Annotated in this window: 25 protein-coding genes; 11 read left to right on the forward strand and 14 right to left on the reverse strand. The window is 66.4% G+C overall.

Features of this window, described 5'->3' with window-relative positions:
- Window positions 1–194: 194 nt before the first annotated feature.
- A complete protein-coding gene (locus ABH900_RS08220; RefSeq protein WP_429622402.1) occupies window positions 195–641 on the reverse strand; it encodes an N-acetyltransferase family protein in 447 nt (148 codons plus the stop codon).
- Window positions 642–799: 158 nt separating this feature from the next.
- Complete coding sequence (locus ABH900_RS08225; RefSeq protein WP_429622403.1) at window positions 800–1,705, reverse strand: LysR family transcriptional regulator ArgP; 906 nt, start codon at window positions 1,703–1,705, stop codon at window positions 800–802.
- A 138-nt stretch (window positions 1,706–1,843) separates the two neighbouring features.
- On the opposite strand from ABH900_RS08225, the gene ABH900_RS08230 reads away from it, so the two are divergent.
- The 3 genes from ABH900_RS08230 (at window position 1,844) to ABH900_RS08240 (ending at window position 6,161) form a co-directional block, all read left to right on the forward strand.
- Window positions 1,844–2,479: a LysE/ArgO family amino acid transporter gene (locus ABH900_RS08230; protein ID WP_429622404.1), complete on the forward strand. Its 636-nt coding sequence runs from the start codon at window positions 1,844–1,846 to the stop codon at window positions 2,477–2,479.
- Window positions 2,480–2,643: 164 nt separating this feature from the next.
- Window positions 2,644–4,632, forward strand: coding sequence for an alpha/beta hydrolase family protein (locus ABH900_RS08235; RefSeq protein WP_429622405.1), 1,989 nt, complete (start codon window positions 2,644–2,646; stop codon window positions 4,630–4,632).
- A gap of 179 nt (window positions 4,633–4,811) precedes the next feature.
- Window positions 4,812–6,161, forward strand: coding sequence for a hypothetical protein (locus ABH900_RS08240; RefSeq protein ID WP_429622407.1), 1,350 nt, complete (start codon window positions 4,812–4,814; stop codon window positions 6,159–6,161).
- A 9-nt stretch (window positions 6,162–6,170) separates the two neighbouring features.
- Here ABH900_RS08240 and ABH900_RS08245 read toward each other — a convergent pair whose 3' ends face one another.
- Entirely contained in the window at window positions 6,171–7,925 is a 1,755-nt protein-coding gene (locus ABH900_RS08245; RefSeq protein ID WP_429622409.1) for a peptide MFS transporter, read from the reverse strand.
- A 256-nt stretch (window positions 7,926–8,181) separates the two neighbouring features.
- Here ABH900_RS08245 and ABH900_RS08250 point away from each other — a divergent pair, with 256 nt between their 5' ends.
- From ABH900_RS08250 to ABH900_RS08260, 3 genes are all read left to right on the forward strand, one after another.
- The gene (locus ABH900_RS08250; RefSeq protein ID WP_429622410.1) at window positions 8,182–10,146 is read left to right on the forward strand and encodes an OPT family oligopeptide transporter; all 1,965 of its coding nucleotides are present in this window, start codon (window positions 8,182–8,184) and stop codon (window positions 10,144–10,146) included.
- A gap of 235 nt (window positions 10,147–10,381) precedes the next feature.
- Window positions 10,382–12,460 (forward strand): prolyl oligopeptidase family serine peptidase, encoded by a 2,079-nt coding sequence (locus ABH900_RS08255; protein WP_429622411.1) that lies wholly within the window; start codon window positions 10,382–10,384, stop codon window positions 12,458–12,460.
- 126 nt (window positions 12,461–12,586) lie between these two features.
- Window positions 12,587–13,816 (forward strand): DUF819 domain-containing protein, encoded by a 1,230-nt coding sequence (locus ABH900_RS08260; RefSeq protein ID WP_429622412.1) that lies wholly within the window; start codon window positions 12,587–12,589, stop codon window positions 13,814–13,816.
- Between the two features lie 227 nt (window positions 13,817–14,043).
- On the opposite strand, the gene ABH900_RS08265 is transcribed toward ABH900_RS08260, so the two are convergent.
- Genes ABH900_RS08265 through ABH900_RS08285 form a run of 5 tightly spaced genes read right to left on the reverse strand, consistent with a single transcriptional unit; the run spans window position 14,044 to window position 17,071 of the window.
- The gene (locus ABH900_RS08265) at window positions 14,044–14,523 is read right to left on the reverse strand and encodes a hypothetical protein (protein ID WP_429622413.1); all 480 of its coding nucleotides are present in this window, start codon (window positions 14,521–14,523) and stop codon (window positions 14,044–14,046) included.
- 46 nt (window positions 14,524–14,569) lie between these two features.
- Window positions 14,570–14,830, reverse strand: a complete 261-nt coding sequence (minE, locus tag ABH900_RS08270) for a cell division topological specificity factor MinE (protein WP_053516176.1) — start codon at window positions 14,828–14,830, stop codon at window positions 14,570–14,572.
- A 2-nt stretch (window positions 14,831–14,832) separates the two neighbouring features.
- Window positions 14,833–15,642 carry a septum site-determining protein MinD gene (gene minD / locus ABH900_RS08275; protein ID WP_004148075.1) on the reverse strand — a complete coding sequence of 270 codons (810 nt, stop codon included), beginning with the start codon at window positions 15,640–15,642 and terminating at the stop codon, window positions 14,833–14,835.
- A 35-nt stretch (window positions 15,643–15,677) separates the two neighbouring features.
- A complete protein-coding gene (minC, locus tag ABH900_RS08280; RefSeq protein WP_429622414.1) occupies window positions 15,678–16,529 on the reverse strand; it encodes a septum site-determining protein MinC in 852 nt (283 codons plus the stop codon).
- Window positions 16,475–17,071: a GNAT family N-acetyltransferase gene (locus ABH900_RS08285; RefSeq protein ID WP_429622415.1), complete on the reverse strand. Its 597-nt coding sequence runs from the start codon at window positions 17,069–17,071 to the stop codon at window positions 16,475–16,477. The genes minC and ABH900_RS08285 overlap by 55 nt, the downstream gene beginning before the upstream one ends.
- 151 nt (window positions 17,072–17,222) lie before the next feature.
- Between ABH900_RS08285 and ABH900_RS08290 the strand changes: the two genes are divergently transcribed.
- From ABH900_RS08290 to ABH900_RS08305, 4 genes are all read left to right on the forward strand, one after another.
- A complete protein-coding gene (locus ABH900_RS08290) occupies window positions 17,223–18,419 on the forward strand; it encodes a sensor histidine kinase (protein ID WP_429622416.1) in 1,197 nt (398 codons plus the stop codon).
- A complete protein-coding gene (locus ABH900_RS08295) occupies window positions 18,419–19,060 on the forward strand; it encodes a response regulator (protein ID WP_429622417.1) in 642 nt (213 codons plus the stop codon). The genes ABH900_RS08290 and ABH900_RS08295 overlap by 1 nt, the downstream gene beginning before the upstream one ends.
- A gap of 234 nt (window positions 19,061–19,294) precedes the next feature.
- Complete coding sequence (locus ABH900_RS08300; RefSeq protein ID WP_429622418.1) at window positions 19,295–20,368, forward strand: SRPBCC family protein; 1,074 nt, start codon at window positions 19,295–19,297, stop codon at window positions 20,366–20,368.
- Between the two features lie 103 nt (window positions 20,369–20,471).
- Complete coding sequence (locus tag ABH900_RS08305; RefSeq protein ID WP_429622419.1) at window positions 20,472–20,843, forward strand: DUF423 domain-containing protein; 372 nt, start codon at window positions 20,472–20,474, stop codon at window positions 20,841–20,843.
- A gap of 175 nt (window positions 20,844–21,018) precedes the next feature.
- On the opposite strand, the gene ABH900_RS08310 is transcribed toward ABH900_RS08305, so the two are convergent.
- Genes ABH900_RS08310 through ABH900_RS08335 form a run of 6 tightly spaced genes read right to left on the reverse strand, consistent with a single transcriptional unit; the run spans window position 21,019 to window position 25,017 of the window.
- Window positions 21,019–21,828: a M15 family metallopeptidase gene (locus ABH900_RS08310; RefSeq protein ID WP_429622420.1), complete on the reverse strand. Its 810-nt coding sequence runs from the start codon at window positions 21,826–21,828 to the stop codon at window positions 21,019–21,021.
- A gap of 9 nt (window positions 21,829–21,837) precedes the next feature.
- A complete protein-coding gene (locus ABH900_RS08315; protein WP_429622421.1) occupies window positions 21,838–22,431 on the reverse strand; it encodes a PH domain-containing protein in 594 nt (197 codons plus the stop codon).
- Window positions 22,428–23,732 carry an alpha/beta fold hydrolase gene (locus ABH900_RS08320; protein WP_429622422.1) on the reverse strand — a complete coding sequence of 435 codons (1,305 nt, stop codon included), beginning with the start codon at window positions 23,730–23,732 and terminating at the stop codon, window positions 22,428–22,430. Before ABH900_RS08320 ends, ABH900_RS08315 begins: the two co-directional genes overlap by 4 nt.
- A 2-nt stretch (window positions 23,733–23,734) precedes the next feature.
- Window positions 23,735–23,914: a DUF4177 domain-containing protein gene (locus ABH900_RS08325; RefSeq protein WP_429622423.1), complete on the reverse strand. Its 180-nt coding sequence runs from the start codon at window positions 23,912–23,914 to the stop codon at window positions 23,735–23,737.
- Complete coding sequence (locus tag ABH900_RS08330) at window positions 23,911–24,090, reverse strand: hypothetical protein (RefSeq protein ID WP_005412615.1); 180 nt, start codon at window positions 24,088–24,090, stop codon at window positions 23,911–23,913. Before ABH900_RS08330 ends, ABH900_RS08325 begins: the two co-directional genes overlap by 4 nt.
- Before the next feature lie 45 nt (window positions 24,091–24,135).
- Window positions 24,136–25,017: an SPFH domain-containing protein gene (locus ABH900_RS08335; RefSeq protein WP_429622425.1), complete on the reverse strand. Its 882-nt coding sequence runs from the start codon at window positions 25,015–25,017 to the stop codon at window positions 24,136–24,138.
- A 142-nt stretch (window positions 25,018–25,159) separates the two neighbouring features.
- On the opposite strand from ABH900_RS08335, the gene purT reads away from it, so the two are divergent.
- Window positions 25,160–26,347, forward strand: coding sequence for a formate-dependent phosphoribosylglycinamide formyltransferase (purT, locus tag ABH900_RS08340; protein WP_429622426.1), 1,188 nt, complete (start codon window positions 25,160–25,162; stop codon window positions 26,345–26,347).
- Window positions 26,348–26,413: the final 66 nt, after the last annotated feature.

Raw genomic sequence — 26,413 nt, forward strand, 5'->3', positions numbered from 1 at the left:
GGATGCGCATGGAGCAGGGAAAGGGCGTGAAGAAACAACGCCTTGCAGCATCCATGCCCTCGATTCTAACCGGATCCGGTCCGATTTTGATGCAACGCAGCATCCGGTTGTCGACCGCAACGCTGCGATAGCGCCGGGGAATGCCGGCGACCTCGGCCCCAGTAGCGCCAGGCCATGCCTGGCGACGCCTTCAATCAGACCAACTCAAGAATCTCATCCCCGGCCTCGTCGATCTCCCCGGTCGGGCGCCAGCCCAGGCGACGGTAGAAGCCATGCGAACGCGAACGCGGATCGGCCGAGCAGGACAGAAACAGGCGCCGATGCCCCGCATCGCGGGTGAGGCTGACCACCTCCTGCAGCAGCTGGCGGCCGATACCGCGACCCTCGTAGTCCGGCAGCAGGGCCAGCACCAGCACCTCGCCGCTGCCACGGTCGGCGAAGCAGTAGCCGGCCATGCGCTCGCCCTCCCAGGCGATGCGGCCGATCGAATCGCCCTGCACGATGCCCGCCGCCCAGCTTTCTTCGGTGATGCCAAGCACCGCCAACTGCGCGGCGCTGAAGGCGTTCTCGCGGGTGCGCCCGCGCAGGTCGATGCAAGCGGCGGCATCGTCGGGGCGGGCATCGCGCACGAACACGGGCATGCAGGGCTTCCTTGCAGTAGCGGGCCCGCCAGTATCCGCATCGCGCATGGACGCGGCGTGCAGACCGCCCAGAGCAAAAAGGGGACGGAGGGGATTAAGTCGTCTTTGCCACGAATGTCGTTTGGGCCTTGAACGACTTAATCCCCTCCGTCCCTTTTTCAGCGCTTGCGCCGGATCAGCGCCGAGGAGGCGTCCAGCACCGCGCGGGTCAGCAGGGCCATGGTCTGCACGTCGCCCTTCCAGTGCTGCCAGTACAGCGGCACGTCTTCCCACGCGCGCTGGCGCACGTAGACAAGGCGGCCGGCGTCCAGATGCCGTTTGACCAGGGGCAGCGGGTTCATGGTCCAGCCCATGCCGCCCAGATTGGCCTGCACGAAGGCACGGGTGGAGGGAATCCACCAGGTCGGGGCGGTGCTGGGGAGGTCATCGCCGGCCATGCGCCGGGCAAAGCGCGACTGCATGTCGTCCTTGCGGTTGAACACCAGCACCGGCGCCTGTGCCAGCGCCTGCGCGGTCACACCCTTGGCGAAATGGCGCTCGCGGAACTCCGGCGTACAGGTCGCGGCGTAGCGGATGCTGCCCAGTGCGTGGATCTGGCAGCCCTGCACCGGCTCGTCCAGCGTGGTCACCGCGCCCAGTACCGTGCCCTGGCGCAGCAGCTCCACGGTGTGGTCCTGGTCCTCCACGCGCAGGTCCAGGGTGGTGCCGGTGGTCTGCGCGAACTGCGAGGCGGCCTGCGGGAACCAGGTTTCCAGGCTGTCATGGTTCACCGCTACCGGGATGCTGGCCTGTGGCAGATCCTCGTCGGCCAGGCCCATCCGGTGCAGTGCATCGTGTTCGAGCAGCGCGGTCTGCTCGGCCAGCTGCACCAGCAGCTGACCCTCGGCCGTGGCAGTGGCGGGCGTGCCGCGCTTGACCAGCAGGCGGCCGATGCGGTCCTCCAGTGCCTTGACCCGTTGCGAGATGGCCGAGGGCGTGACATTCAGCGACTGTGCGGCGCGGTCGAAGCTGCCTTCGCGGATCACCGCGGCAAGGGCACGCAGCTGGGCATGGTCGATACGCATCGAATTAAGTTCCGCTAATGTTGGTTTAGGAAGTTTAGCTCGTCTTTTTCATGTTGCGGCGCGACAATGGCGCCCGTTCCGGTGCTGTCCGCCTTCGCGAGGCACCGTCCCCCCAAGCAATACAAGGCAGTGAATCCCATGTTCTCGGTCATCTCCGCCAGCACCGGCCTCGGTGCCTGGTTCTCTGGTGCAGCCACCGGCATCGGCCTGTTCGCCGTGGTCGGGGCCCAGAGCGCCTTCATTCTGCGCCAGGGCATCCTGCGCAAGCACATCGTGCCCGTGGTCGCCACCTGCGCGGCCATCGATGCGATCTTCATCTTCGCCAGCGTGGCCGGCCTGCGCACGCTCACCACGGCGCTGCCGTGGCTGACCACGGCCGTGCTGTGGACCGGCGTCGCGTTCCTGGCCTGGTACGCGATGAAGTCGGCGCGCCGTGCGATCGCCGGTGGTGGTGGCATGGGCGAGGCCGACAGCGATGATGGCAGCCGTCGTGCAGTGCTGATCGCAGCCGTCGGCTTCTCGCTGATCAATCCGCACTTCTGGCTGGACATGATGGTGATCGGCTCGATTGCCGAGAACTTCGGCAACGCCCGCATGGCTTTCGCCGCTGGTGTGGTCACCGCAAGCTGCCTGTGGCTGACCGCGCAGGGTCTTGGTGCACGCCTGCTGGCGCCGCTGTTCACCAAGCCCAGCACCTGGCGCGTGCTGGACGGCACCATCGCCGTGATCCTCAGCCTTCTGGCCCTCATGTTGGCGGTGCGCGGGGTCCACTGACCCGGCGCACGCCCCCCGAACCCACGTCCTGACTCTCTCTCCAAGGTAGTGGCAACGACGGCACCGGCAACGGTGCCGTCGTCTTTTCCGACTCTGGCGGGAAGCGCGCGGCTCTGCCTAGAATCGCCCACCAGGACAAGGTGTCCACAGGAGCAGGGGGAAGGATGCAGAGGACGATTCTGGCGGCCGCATTGGCCGTCATCGGGGGCGTTGCCGCAGGCAGCGCAGGGGCGGTGGACCTGACGCAGTATCTGCGTCGCGAGACGTTTACCGACATCAAGATATCGCCGGGGGGCGAGTACGTCGCCGCGACGGTGCCGTTGGAGGACACCACCGCGATTGCGGTGCTGCGGCTGAAAGACCAGCAGATGGTGGGCAGTTTCCGGCCACCCAACCGCAACCATGCGCAGGAATTCGACTGGGTCAGCAACGAGCGCCTGCTGATCGGCCTGTCCCAGAAGTGGGGCTCGCTCGACCAGCCCAGCCCCACCGGCGAGCTCTACGCCATCGATGCCAACGGAAACCGTGGCGAACTTCTGGTCGGCTACCGGGTGGAGAGCAATGGGCCGGGCACCCGCATCCAGCCGAAGAAGGTCGAAGCGGTGGCCGCGTTCCTGGCCGACGACCTGCCGGGCGACGAGCGCAACGTGCTGGTCACCGTGTGGCCCCTGGCTGAAGACCCGTATACCCGTGTCGACCGCATGGACGTATCCAGCGGCCATCGTACGCGGGTGGCGGCCTCGCCCGTTCGGCGCGGCGAGTTCACCACCGACGGGGCCGGCGAGGTCCGTTTCGTGCATGGTTCCGGCAGCGACAACATCAACAAGCTGTACTTCCGCGAGCGTACCGGCGACAGCTGGAAGCTGATCAACGATGAGGCGGTCAGCAAGCGCATCGAAACCGCGTTGGGCTTCTCCGCCGATGATGGCCTGGCCTACCTGCAGGTGGAACAGCCGCAGGGCCCCGATGCGATCGTCAGCTGGAATCCGCAGACCGGCGAACGTGCGACGCTGCTGCGCGACGACGTGGTCAATCCGTACCGGATCATCCGTCGCCCGGGCACCCATGTGCCGGTGGGCGCGTTGTACCTCGGCGACAAGCCGCGAACGCGCTTCTTCGACGAAACGTCGGCGGATGCGCGCCTGTACCGCAGCCTGGAGGCAGCTTTCGACAGCGCGGTCTACATCACCTCCAGCACCCGCGATGGCCGTGTGGTGCTGGTGGAAACCTGGTCGGGCGTCAATCCCGGCGACTTCTACGTGTACGACACGGTGGCACGCAAGGCCGACCACCTGATCAGCCGCAGTGACTGGATCGATGCGCGACGCAGCGCCAGCGTCAAGCCGATTACGCTGAAAGCCCGTGACGGGCTGCCGCTGCATGGGTTCCTGACGCTGCCGGCGGGCAGCGACGGGCGCAACCTGCCCATGGTGGTGATGCCGCATGGCGGGCCGTTCGACATTTTCGATTCCGGCCAGTACGACAGCGAAACGCAGATGCTCGCCGCAGCCGGCTACGCTGTGCTGCAGGTCAATTTCCGTGGTTCGGGCAACTACGGACGGGCACACACCCAGGCCGGCGCGCAGCAGTGGGGCGCGGCGATGCAGGATGACGTCACCGATGCCACCCGCTGGGCGATCAGCGAGGGCATCGCCGATGGCCGCCGGATCTGCATCTATGGCGCCAGCTACGGGGCCTACTCGGCCATGATGGGTGCCGCGCGCGAGCCGGGGCTGTACCAGTGCGCGGCCGGCTATGTCGGCGTCTACGACCTGCCGATGATGTACACCCGCGGCGATATCCAGGACCGTGGTTCAGGCGTGACCTACCTGCGCGAGTGGCTCGGTGACCCGGCCAAGCTGGGTGCGGTCTCGCCGGTGAACCTGGCCGAGCAGATCAAGGTGCCGGTGTTCCTCGCCGCCGGTGGCGAGGACAAGCGCGCTCCGATCCAGCACACCGAACGCATGGAAGCGGCGCTCAAGCGCGCTGGCACGCCGGTGGAAAGCCTGTATTACAAGACCGAGGGTCATGGCTTCTATACCGAGGCCCACCGCAGCGAGTACTACGGCAAGCTGTTGGCGTTCCTGTCGCGCAGCCTGGGCGGAAAGACCGCATCGGCCGCACCTGCGGCCGGCAAGGACAAGGCGCCGTGAGTGACCCGCCTGCGGGGGCGCAATCCCCCGCAGGCGGCGAGGCCGATGGCGGCGCGGACCGTCTTTGAAACAAATTGCATGGCCTGCGGGCCCGTTGGGTGGGGATCATCGCGCTTTCCCCACACGCTGCTGCCATGGCCCTTCCTGATCGATGCGCCCTTCTGTTTGCCCGCTACGGAATGCTGCTGCTTGCCTGCTTCGGCTTCTCGGTCGCTGAAGTGCATGCCCAGGTGGTCGAACGCTACGAGGCCGATGAGGTCGCGCGGTCGCTGCTCAGCACGGGCGCGGTCCACGAGGAGGGGCTGCAGCTGCATCGTTGGTTGACGGGCCAACAGCCGGATCCGCCGGTAGGGTCGGAGGTAGAGGTCAGGGCGATGATCCGCATGCTGGCCCTGGGCACCGCGATGACCGATAGCTGGATCGATGCCCTTTCCGCGGCGGGCATGTCCAAGGCCGATGGCGCGCGGGCCCGGCACCTGATGGCGCAGGCCGCGTTGGCGGGCGCATCGCGCTGTGGGTTGCACCAGATCCAGGAACTGTCTGCGGATGCACGCTCGCAACAGTCGGCAATCGAGTGGTTCGAGGACGGTCCTTCAGCGGCCGACGCCAGGATCTTCGACGTCCAGTACCGCTGCATCACCTCCTACGTATCGGCGCATAGGGTACTTGCGCGTGCCACGATGGAACTGCTGAAGGAGGGGCAGCGGCCGGCAGCAGGCGAACTGATCACCGCACTCGAAGCGGCGATGCAACGCGACCGACGCTGGCCGGCAGCGAGCGGTGGCGAGCTGCAGCTTGCTTCGTCCGCTGATGGCCGGCGATGGTTCGAGGATGGGACCGTTGTGGACAGGCTGATGCGCCTTCCCTCGATGGACTCGGCGCGACCGGCGGAAGCGGATATGCAGGAGGCCATGTTCGCCGATTTCAGCGCACAGACGCTTGAACAACCCGTCCCGCAGGAGCTGGTCACGCAGATCCTGCTGTGGATCCCGCCGCCGCTGCGGGCGTCACTGCGCAGCGATGTGGATGCCTATGTTGCCACTGCCGCGGCGCATCCGTTGCGGTGCCGGCCCGCGCAGGCACACCTCATCGACGAAGAGGGTCAGCGTGCACGCATCGAGGTTCAGTGCACGGTGCCGGCGCTGGACGCAATTGCGGTACCTCCGATGGCAGCGTCCCTTCCAGAGGATGTGCTGGAACAGCACTACCGGCAGGTGCTGGGTGCGTTGCGCGCGTCCATCGGCAGCGACGGCAGTACCACCCTGGCCGGTTTCACCAGCCTGCACTGGAGCGCGGACGCCCAGCGCTGGGAACTGCCCGTCGGCGCGCACGCGGCGCTGCAGGCGCGTGCGCTGCTGCCGATGCCGGTGGTGGACGAATGGGGCAAGCCGACCAACATCAGCCGGTTCCTGCCGGAGGTGCTGCGCGTGGACAACATCGATCCTTCAGCCCTGGACGAACATACCCGCGACAAAATCCAGAGCATGCGGCTGCAGATGGCCGAAGCCATGCGTGGCGGCTGGCAATGATGCCGGGGCTTACTTCACCCCGTGCATCATCCGCTTCAGCAGTGGCGCGGCGATGAAGGCTAGCAGGGCGCAGCCCAGGCCGATCCACATCAGCAGCCAGAACAGATGCGCGTAGGCACCGGCCGCGGCCACCATGTCCAGCGCTTCGCCCTCGGGTACCTCGATCGCGGCCAGTTTGCCGAACAGCGCGGCCAGCGTTTCCGAGAAGGCGGTGGCCAGGAACCAGGTGCCCATCATCAGGCTCATCACCCGTGGCACGGCCAGCTGGGTCACCGCCGACAGGCCGACCGGCGACAGGCACATCTCGCCGCTGGCCAGCAGGAAGTAGGCCAGTACCAGCCACCACACGCTGGCCATCTCGCCGGTAGCGCCGACCTGCTGTGCGGCCAACGCCAGCGGCACGAACGACAGCGCACCGATCACCAGGCCCCAGGCCGACTTCACCGGCTTGCCCGGTTCCCAGCCACGGCGGTCCATCCACGTCCACAGTGCGGCAAAGGCCGGTGCCAGCAGCACCAGGAACAGGCCGCCGAGGTAGGTCAGCGAACCGGCGGTCTGCGGGATCACCAGGCAGTCGCGCACCAGCAGCACCAGCATCAGTACGACGATGGCGGCGAAGAACGCACGCGGCGCGGCCGAATCCGGGCGGCGTTCGGACAGCCGCGCGCTGACCACGAAACCCAGCGGTGCCAGCAACAGCGAGATGATCGACCACGGCAAGGGCGTGCCATTGGTGATCACCAGCGAGGGCACGATGTCCTTGGTCAGCAGGCGGTCGGTGAAGGTCACCCACGAACCGTAGGACTGCTCGTACATCGTGAAGAACACCAGCGCCATGAAGATCAGCACCATCAGCGCGATCATCTGCTGGCGCTGCACCGGCGTGCATTTGGTACCGGTGAACCAGGCGAACCAGACCAGCACGCCGCCCAGCACCACCAGCATCAGCATCAGCGCCAGGCTGATTTCACCGCCCAGCGCGAACGCGCCGTTGCCGGCTGCCCACATCAGCCACGCCACCGGCAGCACACCGAGCACCGCGCACAGATAGATGAGCCATTCGCGCGGCAGGCCCAGCACCTTCTGCTTCAGCGCGGCCGGCTGCGGCGGTTCGGCATGGCCCTGCAGGTACTTCTGGCCCCACAGGAACATCGCCAGGCCGGCCAGCATGCCGATGCCAGCGGCGCCGAAACCATACTTCCAGCCATAGGCCTCACCGAGGAAGCCACACACCAGCGAGGAGAACAACGCGCCCAGGTTGATGCCGGCGTAGAACAGCGAGAAGCCCGAATCGCGGCGCGGATCGTCCTTGGGATAAAGCTTGCCGACGATGGTGGAGATGTTCGGCTTCAGGAAGCCCACGCCCATGATGATCAACGCCAGCGACAGGTAGGTCACCGCCAGCGCCGAGGTATCGCGCACCACTTCACCGTTGACCCGGTAGGCCGCATGGCCCTCGAAGGCCATGCCCAGATGGCCCAGCACCAGCAGGATGCCGCCGAACAGCACCGCCCGGCGCATGCCCAGCCAACGGTCGGCCAGCATGCCGCCGAACACCGGGATGCAGTACACCAGGCCGCCGTAGGCGCCGAGCAGGTCCAAGCCTGCCTTGTCGCCGAACAGGTGGTACTTGGTCAGGTACAGCAACAGCAGCGCCTTCATGCCGTAGAAGGAGAAGCGCTCCCACATTTCGGTGAAGAAGCAGACGTAGACGCCCTTGGGGTGGCCCAGGAAGTCGTCGGAGGCGGTAGCGGCAACGGTCATCGACGGCGGGGACTGCGGAAAGGGCGCGATTATAGAAGGGGATGGGGGACATCACTGCGCTTATGACAAATGCGACTTAATCCCCTCCGTCCCCTTTTTTGCGGCCGATGTTGCCTGGCTTTGCTGGATCGGCCGGTTGGCGTTGCCGTACCGGCTGGAGCGGGGGGCAGGCCTTGGACGGCGGTGACCAACCGCACTGGACTTGCCGCCCCCTGAACGCTAGCGTGACGGGGATTTTTTGCCAGCAGGGGCTTTCATGAACCATGACGCTGCGCCCAAGCAGCTCACTTTCCGCGCGGTGGTCCTGGCCATCGTGCTGGCGGTGGTGCTGTCGGCCGCAAACGCCTACCTCGGTCTGTTCGCAGGCCTGACCATCGCCACCGCCATTCCCGCCGCGGTGATTTCCATGGGCGTGCTGCGCCTGCTGGGCGGTGGCTCCATCCTTGAAAACAACATCGTGCAGACCGGCGCCTCGGCCGGCTCGTCGATCGCCGCTGGCGTCATCTTCACCATCCCCGCGCTGGTGATCATGGGCTACTGGCCGGACTTCAAGTACTGGTGGGTGCTGGGCATCGCCGGCCTCGGTGGCCTGCTGGGCGTGCTGTTCTCGGTGCCGCTGCGCCGTTCGATGATCGTTGAAGACCCGCTGCCGTTCCCGGAAGGCAAGGCCGCGGCCGAAGTGCTCAAGGCCGGTGAAAACCCCGGCCCGGGCCTGAAGATCCTCGGTCTGTCGGCGGTCATCGGTGCGTTCGTGAAGCTGGCCGCGGAAAGCGGCATGCGCCTGATTCCCGATGCCTGGGCCACCTCGGCCTATGTCGGCAGCTCCAAGGTCACCGCCTTCATCGGCACCAACCTGTCGCCGGCGTTGCTGGGCGTGGGCTACATCGTCGGCCTCAACGTCGGCATCGTGGTGGTGTCCGGCTCGATCCTGACCTGGCACATCGCCATTCCGATCTACCAGGCGTTCTTCATGAACACCGATCCGGGCCTGGCGGCCTCGATCGCCACCGCCTCGTCCACCGAGGCGGCCTTCGCCATCTGGGGCGCGAAGATGCGCTACCTGGGCGTGGGCGCCATGCTGATCGGCGGCATCTGGACGCTGATCTCGCTGCGCAAGTCGCTGCTGAACGGCGTCAAGAGTGGCTTTGCCGCCGCGCGCAAGAGCAGTGGCCCGGCGCTGGCGCACACCGAGCGCGATCTGCCGATGAAGTGGATGCTGGTGGCGCTGGTGGTGTTCACCCTGCCGCTGCTGGCGCTGTACCAGGCCATCGTTGGCCAGTGGCACGTGTCGATCCCGATGACCCTCATCATGATCGTCGCCGGCTTCCTGTTCGTCTCGGTCTCGGCCTATCTGGCCGGCCTGATCGGTTCGTCCAACAACCCGGTCTCGGGCATCACCATCTCCACCATCCTGTTCGCCTCGGCGGTGCTGGTGCTGCTGCTGGGCAAGGACGGCCTGCAGCCGGTGGGTGCCTTCGGCGCGCCGTTGGGGGCGGTGGCCGCGATCATGATCGGTGCGGTGGTGTGCTGTGCCGCCGCTGTCGGTGGCGACAACCTTCAGGACCTCAAGGCCGGTTACATCGTCGGTGCCACCCCGTGGAAGCAGCAGCTGATGCTGGGCATCGGCGCGTTCTCGTGTGCGCTGATCATGGCCCCGGTGCTGAACCTGCTGGCCACCGCCTACGGTATCGGCGTCAAGTCCGATCTGCATCCGAACGCGCTGGCTGCACCGCAGGCCAACCTGATGGCCTCGGTCGCCAAGGGCCTGTTCGGTGGCGAACTGCCGTGGACCTTCATCGGCATCGGTGCCGTGGTCGGTGCCGCCATCATCGCCTTCGACAGCTGGCTGAAGTCGCGCAACGCCCGCTTCCGCGTGCCGGTGCTGGCTGCTGCCATCGGTATCTACCTGCCGCTGGAACTGATGGTGCCGATCTTCCTCGGTGGCCTGATCGCCTACCTGGTGGAGCGCTTCCACAAGGTGCGCGCCGATGACGAAGAGGGCCGCGACCGCGTGCACAAGCCGGGCGTGCTGTTCGCCGCCGGCCTGATCACCGGTGAAGCATTGATGGGCATCGCCATCGCCGTGCCGATCGTGGTCAGCAGCCGTGCCGACGTGCTGGCCGTGCCGTTCCACCTGCCGGCCGCGCAGTGGATCGGCCTGGCCGTGCTGTTCCTGGTCGGCTGGTTGATCTACCGCACCGGCAAGCGCGCCGTGGCGTGACGCCCACGGGGTCGGATCCCTTCCCGCAGGGAAGGGCTCTGACCCCATGCTGGCAGCGTCTGGGGTCAGAGCCGATTCCCATGGAATCGGATCCGACCCCGACCTCCGACAAACCGCGCTTCGGCGCGGTTTGCTGTTTCTGGCGATTGCTCGCCCGTAGCCATGACCGATGGCCTTGGCAGCCCTGCCCACACGGGCCTACCATCGGTTTTTTGCCGTCCTGCGGAGACTCCCGATGAAACTGCGTCATGCCCTGCTGCCATTGAGCCTGCTGGCTGCCCTGCCCAGCGTTGCCGCCGCCCGCGGCCTCGAGGTCCGCGACATGGTGGCCATGGACCGGGTCTCCGCGCCGGTACTGACCACGGATGGCGGCACCGTAGTGTTCGCCAAGCGCAGCGTCGATGCCACCCTGAAGGCCTCCACCGCATTGTTCGCGCGCAACCTGCGCACCCGCGACGCCGCCCCGCCGAAGCAGATCACCCCGGCCGGCTGGAACGTCAATTCCGCTTCGCTGTCGGCCGATGGCCAGACCGTGTACTTCCTCAGCGCCAAGGGCGGCAGCCAGCAGCTGTACGCGCAGCCGATCAGCGGTGGTACGCCGCGCCAGCTGACCGATTTCGCCGTGGACGTGGACAGCTACCACGTGTCGCCGCAGGACGACCGCGTGCTGTTCAGCGCCGGCGTGTTCCAGGCGTGTGCCTCGGACCTGGCCTGCACCGAAAAGAAGCTCAAGGACGTCGCCGGCGCCAAGGCCAGCGGCAAGGTCTTCGATTCGCTGTTCGTGCGCCACTGGGATACCTGGAACGACGGCCGCCGCAACACCCTGTTCGTGGCCCCGCTACCGGCAGCCAAGGCCGGCGCGGTCAAGGGCGCTTCGGCGCTGAGCGCGACCATCGATGGTGATGCGCCGTCCAAGCCGTTCGGCGGCAATGATGATTTTGCGTGGTCGCCGGATGGCGCCAGCGTGGTCGCCAGCATCCGCGTGGCCGGCAAGCAGGAACCGTGGTCGACCAACTTCGACCTGTACCGCTTCGACGCGGCCGGCAAGCAGCCACCGGTCAACCTGACCGCGTCCAACCCGGCCTGGGATGCCGGCCCGGTGTTCAGCGCCGACGGCAAGACCCTGTTCTACCGTGCGATGAAGCGCCCGGGCTTCGAGGCCGACCGTTTCGGCCTGATGGCGATGGACCTGGCCAGTGGCAAGACCCGCGAGATCGCCCCGCAGTGGGATCGTTCGGCCGGTGGCATCACCCTGTCCGCCGACGGCGCCAGCATCTACACCACTGCTGATGACCTCGGCGAGCACCCGCTGTTCCAGATCGACGTGGCCAGCGGCAAGGCCACCAAGCTGATCGGCGATGGCAGCGTCACCGCAGTGGACGTGGCGGGCAACAGCGTGGCGATCACCCGCAACAGCCTGAAGAGCAACGACCAGGTGCTGGTTGGCCTGCTGCCGGCCGCTGGCGAAGCGATCGGCGAACTGCGCGCGCTGACCCCGGCCGCTGGCGATGTGCTGAAGGACGTGTCCTTCGGTGACTACGAGCAGTTCGAGTTCAAGGGCTGGAACAATGACACCGTGCACGGCTACGTGGTCAAGCCGCACAACTACCAGGAAGGCAAGTCCTATCCGGTCGCGTTCCTGATCCACGGCGGCCCGCAGGGCAGCTTCGGCAACGGCTGGAGCTACCGCTGGAACCCGCAGACCTATGCGGGCCAGGGCTACGCGGTGGTGATGATCGACTTCCACGGTTCCACCGGCTACGGGCAGGCGTTCACCGATGCGATCAGCCAGCACTGGGGCGACCGCCCGCTGGAAGATCTGCAGAAGGGCTGGGACGCGGCGCTGAAGAAGTACTCCTTCCTCAACGGCGACAAGGCCTGTGCGCTGGGCGCCAGCTACGGCGGCTTCATGGTCAACTGGATCGCCGGCAACTGGAACAGCCCGTTCAAGTGCCTGGTGAACCATGACGGTGTGTTCGACCAGCGCATGATGGGCTACGCCACCGAGGAACTGTGGTTCACCGAGTGGGAGCAGGGCGGTACCCCGTACCAGAAGGCGGCGAACTACGAGAAGTTCAATCCGGTCAACCACGTGGCGGACTGGAAGAAGCCGATCCTGGTCATCCACGGCCAGCAGGACTTCCGCATCCCGGTCGAGCAGGGCCTGGCCGCGTTCACGGCCGCTCAACGCCAGGGCATCGAGTCGAAGTTCCTGTACTTCCCGGACGAGAACCATTGGGTGCTGAAGCCGAACAACAGCATCCTGTGGCACGACACCGTCAATGCCTGGCTGAAGCAGCACATCGGCAATTGATGTAGCGCCGAGGGGTCGGATCCCTTCCGCACAGCGCAAGGGATCCGACCCCGCCATTGTCCGTTCCTGGGGTCAGAGCCCTTTCGCATGGCGAAAGGGATCCGACCCCGCACCCAGAGCACCTGCATGATCCAGAACGACATCGTCGTCTTCGGTTTGATCGCCGCCACCCTCGGTGCCGTGTTCTGGACCGCCTCGCGCGAACAGGGGCTGTGGAAGCGTTTCTACACCTTCGTGCCGGCGCTGCTGCTGTGCTACCTGATTCCCGGCATCTATAACACCGTCGGCCTGATCGATGGCCAGAACACCAAGCTCTACAACCCGATCGCGCGCGACATCCTGCTGCCGGCGGCGCTGATCCTGCTGACCCTGGCGGTGGACATCAAGGGCATCCTGCGGCTGGGCCCGAAGCTGGTGCTGATGTACCTGGGTGCGTCGGCCAGCATCATGCTCGGCGCGGTGGTGGCGTTCCTGCTGATGCGTGCGCTGCATCCGGAGACCGTGGCCGGTGATACCTGGGCCGGCATGGCCGCGCTGGCCGGCAGCTGGATCGGTGGCGGTGCCAACATGCTGGCGATGCGCGAAGTGTTCGACGTCAACGCAACCACCTTCGGCCAGTTCGCGGTGGTCGATGTCGGTGTCGGTTACGTGTGGATGGCCGCGCTGATCTTCCTGGCCGGACGCGCGGCGAAGATCGACGCGCGCAGCGGCGCCGACACCTCGGCCATCGACGAACTGAAGGAGCGAATCGCGCGCTTCCAGGCCGAGCACGAACGCATTCCCAGCCTGACCGACCTGATGCTGATCGTGGCGGTGGCCTTCGGCGGCGTCGGTCTGTCGCATGCGATCGGTGCACCGCTGGCGGCATGGTTCAAGGCCAACGTCGGCTGGGCCTCGCAGTTCAGCCTGGACGCGCCGTTCGTGTGGGTGGTGGTGCTGTCGACCACGTTGGGCCTGAGCCTGAGCTTCACCCGTGCCCGCAATCTGGAAGGTGCCGGTGCCTCGCGGCTGGGCTCGCTCCTGCTGTATTTCCTGATCGCCTGCATCGGCATGCAGATGGACCTGCTGGCGCTGCTGGACCGCCCGTGGCTGTTCCTGCTGGGCATCATCTGGATCAGCGTGCACATCGCGCTGCTGTGGTGCCTGGGCAAGCTGCTGAAGGTGCCGTTCTTCTACTTCGCCATCGGATCGCAGTCGAACATCGGTGGCCCGGCCTCGGCACCGGTGGTGGCTGCGGCGTTCCACCCGGCGCTGGCGCCGGTCGGTGTGCTGCTGGGCACGATGGGCTATGCGACCGGCACCTATCTGGCCTACATCGTCGGCATCACCCTGCGTGCGTTGGCGGGGCAGGGGTGATCCCGGTAGTGCCGGCCGCTGGCCGGCAACCCGGTGATGCTCCACCGGTTCATGAGGTTGCCGGCCAGCGGCCGGCACTACCGATGCCCTATGCCACCGGCAACCCGCGCTCGATCAACCACGCTTTGGCATCTTCCGCATCCTGCTCGAACCGCGCCGAGTGAAAGGAAGGGCGCCGCAAGGACCGGCGCGTCGCCACGCGCCCATGGCCAACCGCGCCCGCGGCTTTACGCCACCGGCAACCCGCGCTCGATCAACCACGCTTTGGCATCTTCCGCATCCTGCTCGAACCACGCTTTCGTCGACCCTAGTCGGTACGTATACCCCCACGCATCCATGTCGGCCATCAGCCGCTGACTGCCGACGCCGGGCAGCTGCGCGGCCAGCACGATCTGCAGGTAACAGGTGGCGTCTTCTTCGGGCACCGAATCAGTGGCATCGGTGTGTACCTGTGCGCGCCGCTCCGGTGGCAGCACGATCAGGTGGCAGGCTTCATGCAGCATCGAATGCACGGGAGTGTCATCGCGCACGTAGACATTGCTGGCGATGATGCCGGCTTCCGGTTCGCCCCAGTAGCTGCCGGGAATCGGTTCACCGGCGCCTACGTGATGCAGCAGCAGGCCATGCGCGGCGAGCAGGCGCTGCGCATCGGCGAAGGCGATATCGCCGACGCGGGTGACGTTCGGTTCGGGTGTGGTATCGGTCATGCGGGTCGGAAAGCCCCGCCCATGCGGGCATGGACGGGGCGGCAGATCAGGGTTTTTCCGGGCCTTCCGGCAGCGCCACGGAGATGTCCAGCACATCGTGCTGGCCATCCTTCACCAGGTCGACCTTCACCGCATCGACGTCGATGTTCACGTACTTCTTGATTACTTCGAGCAGTTCGCGCTGCAGCAGCGGCAGGTAGTCCGGGCCACCGCGGTGGCTGCGTTCCTGCGCGATGATGATCTGCAGGCGGTTCTTGGCGGTTTCGGCGGTGGTCTTCTTCGCTTTGAGGAAATCAAACAGGCCCATGCTTACCCTCCGAACAGCTTGCTGAAGAAGCCCTTCTTCTCGACGTTGGTGAATCGCATCGGACGTTCTTCGCCCAGGATGCGCGCGACGGCGTCGTCATAGGCCTGGCCGGCAGCGGACTCGACGTCCAGGATCACCGGTTCACCCTTGTTGGAGGCATTGAGCACGTCGCCCGATTCGGGGATCACACCGATCGCCTTCAGGCCCAGCACTTCCTCGACGTCGGCGATGCTCAGCATTTCGCCGCTTTCCACGCGCACCGGGGTGTAGCGGGTGAGCAGCAGGAAGGCCGGCACGTCCTGGCCGGATTCGGCCTTGTGGGTCTTCGAATCGAGCAGCCCGATGATGCGGTCCGAGTCGCGCACCGAAGAGACTTCCGGATTCACCACCACCACGGCGCGGTCGGCGAAGTACATCGCCAGGAAGGCGCCCTTCTCGATGCCGGCCGGGGAGTCGCAGATGATGTAGTCGAAGCCGTCGGCGGCCAGGTCCTTCAGGACCTTGCCCACGCCTTCCTGGGTCAGCGCATCCTTGTCGCGGGTCTGCGAGGCCGCCAGCACGTACAGGTTGTCGAAGCGCTTGTCCTTGATCAGGGCCTGCTTGAGGGTGGCTTCGCCATGCACGACGTTCACGAAGTCGTACACCACGCGGCGTTCGCAGCCCATGATCAGGTCGAGGTTGCGCAGGCCGACGTCGAAGTCGATCACCGCCACCTTCTTGCCGCGCCGTGCCAGGCCGCAGGCCAGGCTTGCGCTGGAAGTGGTCTTGCCGACGCCGCCCTTGCCGGAGGTGACTACGATGATTTCAGCCAAAGGACTTCTCCTGATGATTCTGTTTGGGTGCTGCGTCAGTCCAGCGCAGCGATCTTGATCTGGTCCTGTTCCAGCCACACCTGCACGGCCTTGCCGCGCAGGGTGTCCGGCACATCGTCCAGTACCTTGTAATGGCCCGCAATGGCGACCAGTTCCGCATGGAAATCGCGGCAGAAGATGCGTGCCGCGGTGTTGCCCTGGGCCCCTGCCAGCGCGCGGCCGCGCAGGGTGCCGTAGATATGGATGCTGCCGTCGGCGATCACTTCGGCACCGGCGCCGACGGTGGCCATCACCGTCAGGTCACAATTTTCCGCGTACAGCTGCTGGCCCGAGCGCACGTTGCCCAGCTGCATGCGGCCAGGCTGCGGCGCGGCGGCATCGGCCACCTTGGCCACCTTGGCCACCGGCGCGGCCGGGGCCGGCTTCGGCTCGGCCCGCACCGCGCGACGCGGTTCCGGTGCGGGCGGCGGCGCCACTTCGGCGTCGGCCCGCTCGTACTGCGCGCGGAACTTGGCCAGCAGCGGCAGCCCGAGCTGCTGTGAGAGCAGGTCGACCGCGCTGGTGCCATAGGCCAGCGCCACCGGCAGCACGCCGGCGCTGCGCAGGCCATCGACCAGCGCCTGTGCGGTAGCCACGTCGGGCACCTGGCTCAGTCCGCCAAAGTCGAGAATCACCGCCGCGCGGCCGAACAGTTTTGGTGCGCGGGTCACGCGCTCGCGCATTTCCTGCACAAGGCGTTCGACATCAAGGGTGCGGATGCGCAGGTTGGCGATGCCCACCTGGCCGATCTTCAGTTCACCGGCCTGTTCGTAATCGAAATTCACCGCCACGCTCAGGTCCCCGTCGGCCGTTGTGCCTGCGCCGGCAGCTGCCGCGCGCGCGTCCATGCCACATCCGGCAGCTTGCCGCCGTAGGTCTCCTGCACCCACGGGTAGCTGCACAGTTCCTTGGCCAGCATGCTGGCGCGCACATCGACCTGCGGCATGGTGTTCTGGCCCAGCTCGCGGAAGCCGAAGCTGCCGTGGAAGAGCAGGGCGGCATCGGCGCCGTGGTCGAGGAAGACTTCGCAGGTCATCTGCGGGAAGCGCAGCTCGGCAAAGCTCTGCGCATCGGCGTAGAACGCACGGCCGACGCCACCGCCGCGACGGCGGCTGGCGACCACGATGCGGTCGATGTAGAAGAACGGGGTGTCCAGATGCTGCTTGAACCAGGCGAAATTGCTGCTGTCGTGCTGGCTGTCGCTGCCGAAGCCGATCAGGAAGCCGGCCAGGTTGCCGTCGCGCTCGGCGACACGGAAATACTCAGCGGTTTCATAGAACAGGCGCAGGCGGTCGGCATCCAGGGGAAGGATGGCCAGGCCAGCGTTGTTGTTCAAAGCCAGGACGGAATCGAGCTCGTGCTCGCGCACGTCGCGGATGACAATCGACATTGTGACTCCGTGGGGTAACGCGGTTGGTCCATCAAAGGACCCTGCGCACGATTATTGCATGCCCGGGGTGGGCTGCGGCATGAACAGGCGACCGGGCAGGCATGACTTCCGTGGGAGTGCAGGACGCCGGCCCGGACCGTAGAGTGCTGGGATGTTGGGAGTCCTCAGCCATACACGCGTCCTCCGCCTGGCCGGCCTGTTCACCTGGGTCATGGTCGGCCTGCCGCTGGCCTATTCGCAGTTCGAGAACCTGCACAGCCGCAACGACATGGGCGGCTGGGCGATCCTGTTGTTCGTCGCCTACCTGTCCTTCGGTACCGCCTACTACTGGCTGACCCGCATGCTGCGCAGCGACAGCCACACCACCTGGCTGGACCGCGGCCTGCTGTTGCTGTTGACGGTCTCGGCGCTGGGGGTGAGCTTCCTCAGCGGCTCGGGCCTGGGCAGCATCCTGATGATGGTCGCCGCCGGGGTGATCCCGTGGATGCTGTCGATACGGCTGGGCGTGCTGTGGCTGCTGGTCAGCCAGTTGGCGGTGGCTCCGGTCTACTACATGCTGCTGCGCTTCCCGCTGTTCGAGGCGGTGATGCAGTCGCTGCTGTACGGCGGCTTCTCCATGTTCATCTTCGTGACCAGTCTGGTCGCCCGGCAGCAGACCGAGGCCCGCGACGAGCAGCGCCGGTTGAACTCGGAACTGCGTGCCACCCGGGCCCTGTTGGCCGAGAGCGCCCGGGTCAACGAGCGCACCCGCATCTCGCGGGAGCTGCACGACCTGCTGGGCCACCAGCTGACCGCGCTGACCCTGAACCTGGAAGTGGCCGGTCACCTGGCCGAAGGCCAGGCACTGGAGCACGTGAAGCGCTCGCATGCGCTGGCCAAGCTGCTGCTGGGCAACGTGCGCGAAGTGGTCAGCCAGCTGCGCGAGACCGGCGCCATCGATCTGGCCGCCGCGCTGCGGCCGCTGACCGAGAACGTGCCCTCGCTGGACATCCAGCTGGACATCGAGGATCCGCTGAACGTCGAGGACCCGCAGCGGGCTCACGTGCTGCTGCGCTGCACCCAGGAGATCATCACCAACACGGTGCGCCACGCCGGCGCGCGCCACCTGTGGATCAAGGTGTACCGTGAAGCCCCCGACCGGGTGGTGGTGGAGACCCGCGACGACGGTGTCGGCGCGGAAATGGTCAATGTGGGCAATGGCTTGCGCGGAATGCGCGAGCGCCTGCAACAATGTGGTGGCCAGCTGCAGGTCCAGACCCGTCCCGGCGAAGGCTTCCGCCTGCGGGCGTCGGTGCCGGCAACGGTGCTGGTGGCCGCCCTTACCAAGGTTCCTGAAGGAGTGCGTTGATGATTCGCGTCTGCCTGGTCGACGACCAAACCCTGGTGCGGCAGGGAATCCGCTCCCTGTTGGCGCTCGACGATGGCATCGAGGTGGTGGCCGAGGCTGGCGACGGCCGGCAGGCGGTCGAGGTGATACCGCAGGTCCGCCCCGATGTGGTGCTGATGGACATGCGCATGCCGGTGATGTCCGGGCTGGAGGCACTGCAGATGCTGTCGCGTCAGGAGCAGCTGCCGCCCACCATCATCCTCACCACCTTTGATGACGATCAGCTGGTACTGGCCGGGCTCAAGGCCGGTGCCAAGGGCTACCTGCTCAAGGACGTCACCCTGGACCAGCTGGTCGGTGCGATCCGCACCGTGGCCGATGGGGGTTCACTGGTGCAGCCGGCAGTGACCCAGCGCCTGTTGTCCGGCCTGGAACACATGCGCAACGAGTTCGTCAGCCTGGACCGTCCGGACCCGCTGACCGACCGCGAGACCGAAATCCTGCGGTTGATGGCCAGCGGTTTCTCCAACAAGGAGATCGCCAACTCGCTGGGCGTGGCCGAGGGCACCATCAAGAATCACGTGTCCAACATCCTCTCCAAGCTGGGCGTGCGTGACCGTACGCGGGCCGTGTTGAAGGCATTCGAACTTCAGCTGGTCTGAGGAAAATCGTTCAGGTACAAAGACTTGAGCGGCAAACAGGGGCGTTCGCCAGGAACGCCCCCTACTTGCCGGGTATCGGTATGCGGTACCCTTCGATTCCTTTGTCCATACAAATACGCAGCCGGCAGGGAAACCGGTGCGCCAATCCCGATAAACAATGCCCGCGAAGCCTGCTAGGATTGGCGCTTCGCTTCAATCAACCCGGCCGTGGGATCGGCCCCGGAGACTCTCTGAATGACCCGTATTATCGAGTTCCTGATCGCCTTGGGGATCGTGGCTGGCCTGTTCGTCATTATTGGCGTCTGTCTGCCGGGCGAGCGTCACATCACCGAAAGCATCGAGACCAACCGCAAGATGACGATCGTGTACGACACGGTCAGCAGCCTGCGCCGCTTCAAGGACTGGAACCCGCTGGTACTGCGCGATCCCGCCGTTGAACTGAAGCTGTCCGGCCCGGCCTCCGGTACCGGTGCCACCCTCGACTTCACCTCCAAGGACCTGGGCACCGGTTCCTGGAAGATCACCGAAGCCGAAGAGAACAAGCGTGTTGTGATCGCCATCGAAGACGCCACCAAGGGTCACGACAAGGTCACCACCTTCAGCCTGGAGCCGACCGGCAAGGGCGGTCGCAACGTCAAGATCACCCAGGACTACTCGGTGAAGTACGGCTTCGACCTGTTCGGCCGCTATGCTGGTCTGTATGTCAGCCGCCAGATCGGCGATGACATCAAGATGGGCCTGTCGCGCATCGCGAACATGCTGGCCAGCGTCCCGAACGTTGACTACCGCACCCCGGAAGCCCCGCTGACCGATCTGGCCATCGTGGAAGTGCCGGCTGAAGACCTGCTGGTCGTCAACGCCGGTAACGTTGACCGCGGTCAGGACACCATCACCAAGTCCATCAAGGACAACCAGGAGTGGATCAAGCGCGTGATGGAGGCCAATGGCCTTGAAGCCGCCGGTCCGTTCCGCATCATCACCACCGACTTCGGTCAGGAGAAGTACGCCTTCGATATCGCCCAGCCGGTGAAGAAGAAGGGTGCTGAAGGTGCCACTGCTGAAGAGCTGACCGTCAAGATCGACGGCGGCGCTCCGGTCAAGTACGTGCACGTGGCTCCGCACCGCTCGGCGCATGCTGCCTACACCGGTCACATGGCGGGTCTGGACGTTGCGCGCAACGGCCTGCGTGCCTGGGCCGTGACCTCGGGCAACGAAGTTGTCGATCGTCCGTACGAAAGCTGGAAGGACGGCCTCGACAAGTCGTTCACCCCGGAAGCGACCTACGACATCTACTGGGCCGTCAAGTAAGCCTCGGCTGATCATGTAGTGTTGGACACGAAAACGCGCCGCTCATTGCGGCGCGTTTTTTTTCATCCGGCGCCCGCCCTGGAGCGCTGCGCAAGGAGCCGTCATGTTCAATCTCGAACGCCGAGCACGTAAGCCCTCGCTGCTGGCCTGCCTGGGCGCATTGCTGGCCGCCGCCTCGATCGGCCTGTCTGCCTACGCCTCGCACGGTGTGACCGACCTGCTTGCGCAGCAGCATCTGAACATGGCGGCGCTGTATGCGTTCGCGCATGGCGCGGTGCTGCTGGTATTGGGGCCGCGCGCGCAGGGGGCGATCGCGCACCTGGCGCTGTACGTGCTGTTGCTGGGCGTAGTGCTGTTCTCCGGCAGCCTGGTGGGCGGAGCGCTGTGGCAGTGGCCGACGCGGATGGCGCCGATCGGCGGCACCAGCATGATGGCCGGATGGGTGTTGCTGGCGATCAATGCGTTGCGGCGCTGAGAGCAGTGCGGCGAGCCGCCGGGCACGGCCTCTGTAGAGTCGAGCCCTGCTCGACTTCGAGCGTAGCGACCCGCTTTCGCCTTTGATTTTCTGTTCCATCCCGTGGCGGACGCACGCGGAACAATTCCGGGACGCGTCCATGCGCGGACTGCTCCAGGCAGCCGCCACGAGGGGCTCAACCGTTGGCCGGTTTCCAGCACCAGTGCCAGGGTTCGTAGACGATCCCGTGCGGATTGCCGCGTGGGTAGCTCAACTGGAAGCCGTGTTCGCCGGCATGGGCCTGCAGCCACGCGAATGCCGCGGTCGCCTCGAAGGTTTCCTCGGCGGGGGCATCACCGGGGGTGCCGATGTCCAGTGCGTGGCCGCTGTGGTGTTCGCTGAAGCCCGGTGCGGCATTGACCTTCAGGATCTCCGTCACGCCCAGGCCGCGCGCCCGTTTCCGGTCGAAGATGCCCAGCTGGTAGGCATGGCTGCGAAAACCGGAGATCGCGTCCAGCGCAATGCCATCCTGGGCAGCGTGCCGGCGCATCCGTTGCCAGCCCTGTGCAGCCACGCGACGCAGCCATAGCGGGCGGCCGAAACGGTCACGGCCCGCGAAATGCAGCAGGCAAGGCTCGGGCTCCAGTGGCAGGCCGCTGTCTTCGGCATAACGCTGCGGATCCAGGCCCAGCTGCTGCAGGCGCTGCTGCAGTCCGGCCAGTGGCAGCCATTGTTCTTCCAGTGGCGCGCCGAACGGCCGTGCCAGCGGAGCATCGAGCAGCGCCAGTGCTTCCTCGACCCCTGGCTCGCGCGCCAGTCGCGGCACCATGGCGTGCACGCCGAGCGGCAGGACCGCCGCCAGGTACCGGCCATCAAGTTTGCGCCGCAGTATCCATTGTGCCCGCGCCAGCAGGCGCGCATCGGCAGTGCCGCGCGCGCGCAGCAGGTCGGCGGGCCACACTTCGATGGCCTCGGTATTGATCAGCAGGGGCAGGCGTCGTTGCATCGCCGCAGCTTACTGCCGCGGCGCCGGCACGGCCACCTTGCGCAGGGCATCCAGCAGCGCCTGTGGCCGGTCCAGGCTGAGCAGCAGCGTGCTGCCATCGACGACCGGCAATACCAGCACCCGCGTGCGATCGGTGACCAGGGCAAAGCCCTTGCCGCCACCGCGCAGGCGGAAGTGGCCGGAATGGAAACCGGGCATCGAGTAGCCGTTGGTCTTGAAGCGGATGGCGTAGCGGCGGTCGCGGCTGAGATCGACGACTTCCGCCTGCTCCAGTCGCAGCTGCGCCACGGGCACGCGTCGCCGGTACATCGTCGAGCGGACGTCCAGCACGGCGCCGTCGAACTCGACCCGGCGCCGGAAGAACGCCACGCTGAGACCGATGCCGAGCGCGGCGATTACCAGCAGGCTCCACGCCGCGCTGCCGCCCAACCGGAACCAGGGCGGCGACAGCGTCACTTCCATCCACGGCGCGTTGGCGCGGGCGGTATGCAGCTGCGCAAAGACGCTGATGCCGAAGGCGAGCAGCAGGGGCAGCACGACCCACAGCACGCGCAACGGTGAGCTCTCTGCCACATCGAACTGCTTCGGGTCGCTGCTGCTCATCGTTGCGCCTTGATCCAGGTGGCTACGTCATCGATCAGCGTCGCGTCGACGTGGCCCGGGTGCGCGTATTCCTGCAACGAGCTGGGGCCGCTGCCGGCAATGCCGATATGGTTGAGTGCCGGATAGGCCTGCCACTGCACGTCGCTGCGGCCGGCCAGTGCCTTCTGCCACAGTGTCCAGTCGGCATCGGGCACCTGGAAGTCGCGGCTACCGTGCAGCATCAGCAAGGGCTTGTGCAGGGCCTGTGCATCGCCGCGTGCATTGACCGCTTCAACGCTCTTCCAGAAGGACTGCGGAACGCCCAGTGGCAGTTCGCTGGCTGGTGCCGGCGCATCACTGCGGGCCGCTGCGATCTGTGCATCGAGGCGATCGAGGAAAGCCTGTTCCGGTGCGCTGATGCTGCCGTCGAGTGCCATCAGGTAGCGGTTCTGTTCGGGCAGCAGTTCCAGCAGCGTGCGCGCTGGCGCGGCCCACAGGATCGCGCCACGCGCCTGCGGCCAACGGCTGGCGATACGCGGGGCGAGCATGCCGCCCTGGCTGTGCCCCATCACGAACACGTGGCTGCGGTCGATGCGCGGATCGGCAGCGACTGCGGTCAGGGCGGCCACCGCATCCAGCGTGGTCTCGTCATCGACGGTGAAGTGATCGTTGGCGAAATCCTGCGGGCGGGTGAGGGTGCGCTTGTCATAGCGCAGTACGGCGATGCCCCGGGCCGCCAGGCCGCGCGCAACATCCAGGAACGGGCGGCTGCCGCCGATGGTCTCGTCGCGGTCCTGTGGACCCGAGCCATGCACCAGCACGACCGCAGGGAAGGGGCCTTTGCCCTTGGGCAGTGCCAGGGTGCCGGGCAGGGCGCCGCGCGCCTGCGGCACGCTGAACTCCACCTCGCTGTAGCGGGCATCCGCCGGCGGCGGCGCAGCCTTTTCGGCGGCAGCGGGCCGCAGCATCAAGCCGGCCACCTTGTCCTGTGCATCCACCGCCACCTGCGCTACGACGCCCCCGCTGGAGAACTGCAGCGGCACCACCACCAGCTGCAGGCCCTGTTGTGTGCTCACCTGGGCGGTGCCGCGCTCCTTCAGCGTGCCCAGCGAATTCCACAGCGTGCCGAGTTTTTCGGCAGGTACGGCCTCGGCCATCTGCGCGGTGAACATCGCTTCGGCATCGGTCGTCTGGCCGGCCTGCAGGTGATCGAGAAGCCGGTTGGCCACCTGCTGCGGATCGGCGGCGATGGCCGGGCAGGCGAGCAGGGTCAGGCCCAGCATGAGCAATCGGCGGGACGTGGACATGGACGACGTGGACATGGCTACTGCTCCTTCTTGAAGACCAGCATGGCCGGGCGCATCGGCGCCGGAATGATGACGTTGACCAGTTCCCAGCCGAGCTGACCCTGGCGGGTCAGTTCGCTCTGGATGTCCTCGGCCTTGAGTGCGCCCATCATCGTGGTCTTCACTTCGATCGTCTGGTAACTCCAACGCGTGCTCATTCCTTGTCCTCCGGCGATGGCTTGGGTTTCGGCAGGCGTCCTGCCTTGCGCAGGGCGTCGCGCAGCACGTATTCGATCTGCGCGTTGAGGCTGCGCAACTCATCGTCAGCCCAGCGCTGCGCGGCGGCCAGAACCTCGGCGTTGATGCGCAGCGGGTAGGCTTTCTTCTCACTCATGAAAGCTCCTGGCGGGGCGGTGGGGCGCCCCGTTGCGAGGGTGGTTCAGTACAGCGAACCGGCGTTGACGATCGGCTGGGTACCGCGGTCCGAGCACAGCACGGTCAGCAGGTTGCTGACCATGTGCGCCTTGCGTTCCTCGTCCAGCTGCACCACGCCGTTCTTCTGCAGTTCGGCCAGGGCCATCTCGACCATGCCGACGGCACCGGCGACGATGCGCGTGCGTGCGGCGATCACGGCATTGGCCTGTTGCCGCTGCAGCATCGCCTGGGCGATTTCGGCGGCGTAGGCGAGGTGGCTGATGCGCGCGTCGATCACCTGCACGCCGGCGTCGGCCAGGCGTTCGGCCAGTTCGTTCTTCAGGTGCTGGGAGATCTCGCTGGCATGGCTGCGCAGGGCGAGCTGGCCGTCCTCGTGCTGGTCGTAGGGATAGCTGGTGGCCATCGCGCGCAGCGCCGATTCGGACTGGATGTGCACGAAGCTCTCATAGTCGTCCACGTTGTAGACCGCCTCGGAGGCGTCCACCACCTGCCAGACGATCACTGCGGCGATTTCGATCGGGCTGCCGTCCAGTTCGTTGACCTTCAGCTTGCCGCTCTCGAAGTTGCGCACGCGCTGGCTGACCCGGCGCTTGGCATAGAAGGGGTTGTTCCAGCGCAGGCCGTTGTCCTTGACGGTGCCGACGTACTTGCCGAACAGGCTCAGTACCGCCGCCTGGTTGGGCTGGACCGTGTACAGGCCGGCCAGGATGAAGAGCGCTGCTGCAGCGACCAGCAGGCCGGCCAGCATCAGCACCAGGTTCGGCGAGCCGGTGCTGGCCTTGGCCGCCACTCCCAGTACGAACAGCGCGCCGCCGGCCACGCCGGCCAGCAGGGATCCGGCCAGGGTGCCGAGGCCGTTGAGGGAGGCAAGCGACTTCTCTTTCATGGCGGTACGTCCTTGAGGGTTCGATAGAAAGATATCAAATTGATATCAGATCATATGACCGTTCGTCGGAAGTTGCCGGCAGGGCGCCGGGGCTGGACCGGCTAGAATGCCCACCCGCCTTCACATCGCTGCCGGAACCGCCATGGCCAAGCTTGGAACCCCGCTGTCCCCCTCCGCCACCCGCGTGCTGCTGCTGGGCTCGGGCGAACTCGGCAAGGAGGTGGCGATCGAGCTGCAGCGGTTGGGCGTGGAAGTGATCGCCGCCGACCGCTATGCCGACGCCCCGGCCATGCAGGTCGCGCACCGCTCGCATGTGATCGACATGCTCGACGCGATGGCGCTGCGCGCGCTGATTGCGCAGGAGCAGCCGCACCTGGTGGTGCCGGAGATCGAGGCCATCCACACCGAGACCCTGGTACAGCTGGAACAGGAGCAGGGCCTGCGGGTTGTTCCGACCGCACGCGCTGCGCGCCTGACCATGGACCGCGAGGGCATCCGTCGGCTGGCCGCCGAGACCCTGGGCCTGCCGACCTCGCCGTACCGCTTCGTCGATACCGAAGCCGAGTACCGCGCGGCGGTGGCTGCGATCGGCCTGCCGTGCGTGGTCAAGCCGGTGATGTCGTCCTCGGGCAAGGGCCAGAGCACCCTGCGTCGCGAGGCGGACATCGCCCCGGCGTGGGACTACGCGCAGACCGGAGGCCGCGCCGGCGCCGGCCGCTGCATCGTCGAAGGCTTCATCGATTTCGATTACGAAATCACCCTGCTGACCGTGCGCCATGCCGGCGGCACGTCGTTCTGCGCGCCGATCGGTCACCTGCAGAAGGATGGCGACTACCGCGAGAGCTGGCAGCCGCAGCCGATGTCGGACAAGGCGCTGGCGCGGGCCGAAGAAATCTCGCGCGCGATCACCGACGACCTCGGTGGCTGGGGCCTGTTCGGCGTGGAGCTGTTCGTGAAGGGCGACGAAGTGTGGTTCAGCGAAGTGTCGCCGCGCCCGCACGACACCGGCCTGGTCACTCTGGTGTCGCAGGAGCTGAGTGAGTTCGCGCTGCACGCGCGCGCCATCCTCGGTCTGCCGATTCCGCTGATCCGCCAGAGCGGCCCGTCGGCCTCGTGCGCGTTGCTGGCGCACGGTGAGGGCGTGCCGTACTTCAACAACGTCGCTGCCGCGCTGCAGGTGCCGGACACCGCGGTGCGCCTGTTCGGCAAGCCCAGCGTGCACGGCCATCGCCGCGTCGGTGTGACCCTGGCGCGCGCCGAAACGATCGACGAAGCACGTGCCATCGCGCGTGATGCGGCCGACGCCATCGGCGTCGAACTGCGCCCGTAAAGCAAAAAGGGGACGGAGGGGATTAAGTCGTTTTTCCACAAACGACTTAATCCCCTCCGTCCCCTT

Source organism: Stenotrophomonas sp. AN71, assembly GCF_050435725.1.
GTDB lineage: Bacteria > Pseudomonadota > Gammaproteobacteria > Xanthomonadales > Xanthomonadaceae > Stenotrophomonas.

Excerpts from the sequence above, each read along its gene's own strand:
- ABH900_RS08285 (WP_429622415.1), bottom strand. The coding sequence starts at position 17,071 with ATGTCGATTGTCATCCGCGACGTGCGCGAGCACGAGCTCGATTCCGTC.
- ABH900_RS08320 (WP_429622422.1), bottom strand. The coding sequence starts at position 23,732 with ATGTCCACGTCGTCCATGTCCACGTCCCGCCGATTGCTCATGCTGGGC.
- ABH900_RS08220 (WP_429622402.1), bottom strand. The coding sequence starts at position 641 with ATGCCCGTGTTCGTGCGCGATGCCCGCCCCGACGATGCCGCCGCTTGC.
- ABH900_RS08315 (WP_429622421.1), bottom strand. The coding sequence starts at position 22,431 with ATGAGCAGCAGCGACCCGAAGCAGTTCGATGTGGCAGAGAGCTCACCG.
- ABH900_RS08245 (WP_429622409.1), bottom strand. The coding sequence starts at position 7,925 with ATGACCGTTGCCGCTACCGCCTCCGACGACTTCCTGGGCCACCCCAAG.
- ABH900_RS08250 (WP_429622410.1), top strand. The coding sequence starts at position 8,182 with ATGAACCATGACGCTGCGCCCAAGCAGCTCACTTTCCGCGCGGTGGTC.
- ABH900_RS08300 (WP_429622418.1), top strand. The coding sequence starts at position 19,295 with ATGACCCGTATTATCGAGTTCCTGATCGCCTTGGGGATCGTGGCTGGC.
- ABH900_RS08240 (WP_429622407.1), top strand. The coding sequence starts at position 4,812 with ATGCTGCTGCTTGCCTGCTTCGGCTTCTCGGTCGCTGAAGTGCATGCC.
- minC (WP_429622414.1), bottom strand. The coding sequence starts at position 16,529 with ATGGACGCGCGCGCGGCAGCTGCCGGCGCAGGCACAACGGCCGACGGG.
- ABH900_RS08335 (WP_429622425.1), bottom strand. The coding sequence starts at position 25,017 with ATGAAAGAGAAGTCGCTTGCCTCCCTCAACGGCCTCGGCACCCTGGCC.
- ABH900_RS08325 (WP_429622423.1), bottom strand. The coding sequence starts at position 23,914 with ATGAGCACGCGTTGGAGTTACCAGACGATCGAAGTGAAGACCACGATG.
- ABH900_RS08305 (WP_429622419.1), top strand. The coding sequence starts at position 20,472 with ATGTTCAATCTCGAACGCCGAGCACGTAAGCCCTCGCTGCTGGCCTGC.
- ABH900_RS08330 (WP_005412615.1), bottom strand. The coding sequence starts at position 24,090 with ATGAGTGAGAAGAAAGCCTACCCGCTGCGCATCAACGCCGAGGTTCTG.
- ABH900_RS08230 (WP_429622404.1), top strand. The coding sequence starts at position 1,844 with ATGTTCTCGGTCATCTCCGCCAGCACCGGCCTCGGTGCCTGGTTCTCT.
- ABH900_RS08235 (WP_429622405.1), top strand. The coding sequence starts at position 2,644 with ATGCAGAGGACGATTCTGGCGGCCGCATTGGCCGTCATCGGGGGCGTT.
- ABH900_RS08265 (WP_429622413.1), bottom strand. The coding sequence starts at position 14,523 with ATGACCGATACCACACCCGAACCGAACGTCACCCGCGTCGGCGATATC.
- ABH900_RS08260 (WP_429622412.1), top strand. The coding sequence starts at position 12,587 with ATGATCCAGAACGACATCGTCGTCTTCGGTTTGATCGCCGCCACCCTC.
- purT (WP_429622426.1), top strand. The coding sequence starts at position 25,160 with ATGGCCAAGCTTGGAACCCCGCTGTCCCCCTCCGCCACCCGCGTGCTG.
- ABH900_RS08310 (WP_429622420.1), bottom strand. The coding sequence starts at position 21,828 with ATGCAACGACGCCTGCCCCTGCTGATCAATACCGAGGCCATCGAAGTG.
- ABH900_RS08255 (WP_429622411.1), top strand. The coding sequence starts at position 10,382 with ATGAAACTGCGTCATGCCCTGCTGCCATTGAGCCTGCTGGCTGCCCTG.
- ABH900_RS08225 (WP_429622403.1), bottom strand. The coding sequence starts at position 1,705 with ATGCGTATCGACCATGCCCAGCTGCGTGCCCTTGCCGCGGTGATCCGC.
- ABH900_RS08295 (WP_429622417.1), top strand. The coding sequence starts at position 18,419 with ATGATTCGCGTCTGCCTGGTCGACGACCAAACCCTGGTGCGGCAGGGA.
- minE (WP_053516176.1), bottom strand. The coding sequence starts at position 14,830 with ATGGGCCTGTTTGATTTCCTCAAAGCGAAGAAGACCACCGCCGAAACC.
- ABH900_RS08290 (WP_429622416.1), top strand. The coding sequence starts at position 17,223 with ATGTTGGGAGTCCTCAGCCATACACGCGTCCTCCGCCTGGCCGGCCTG.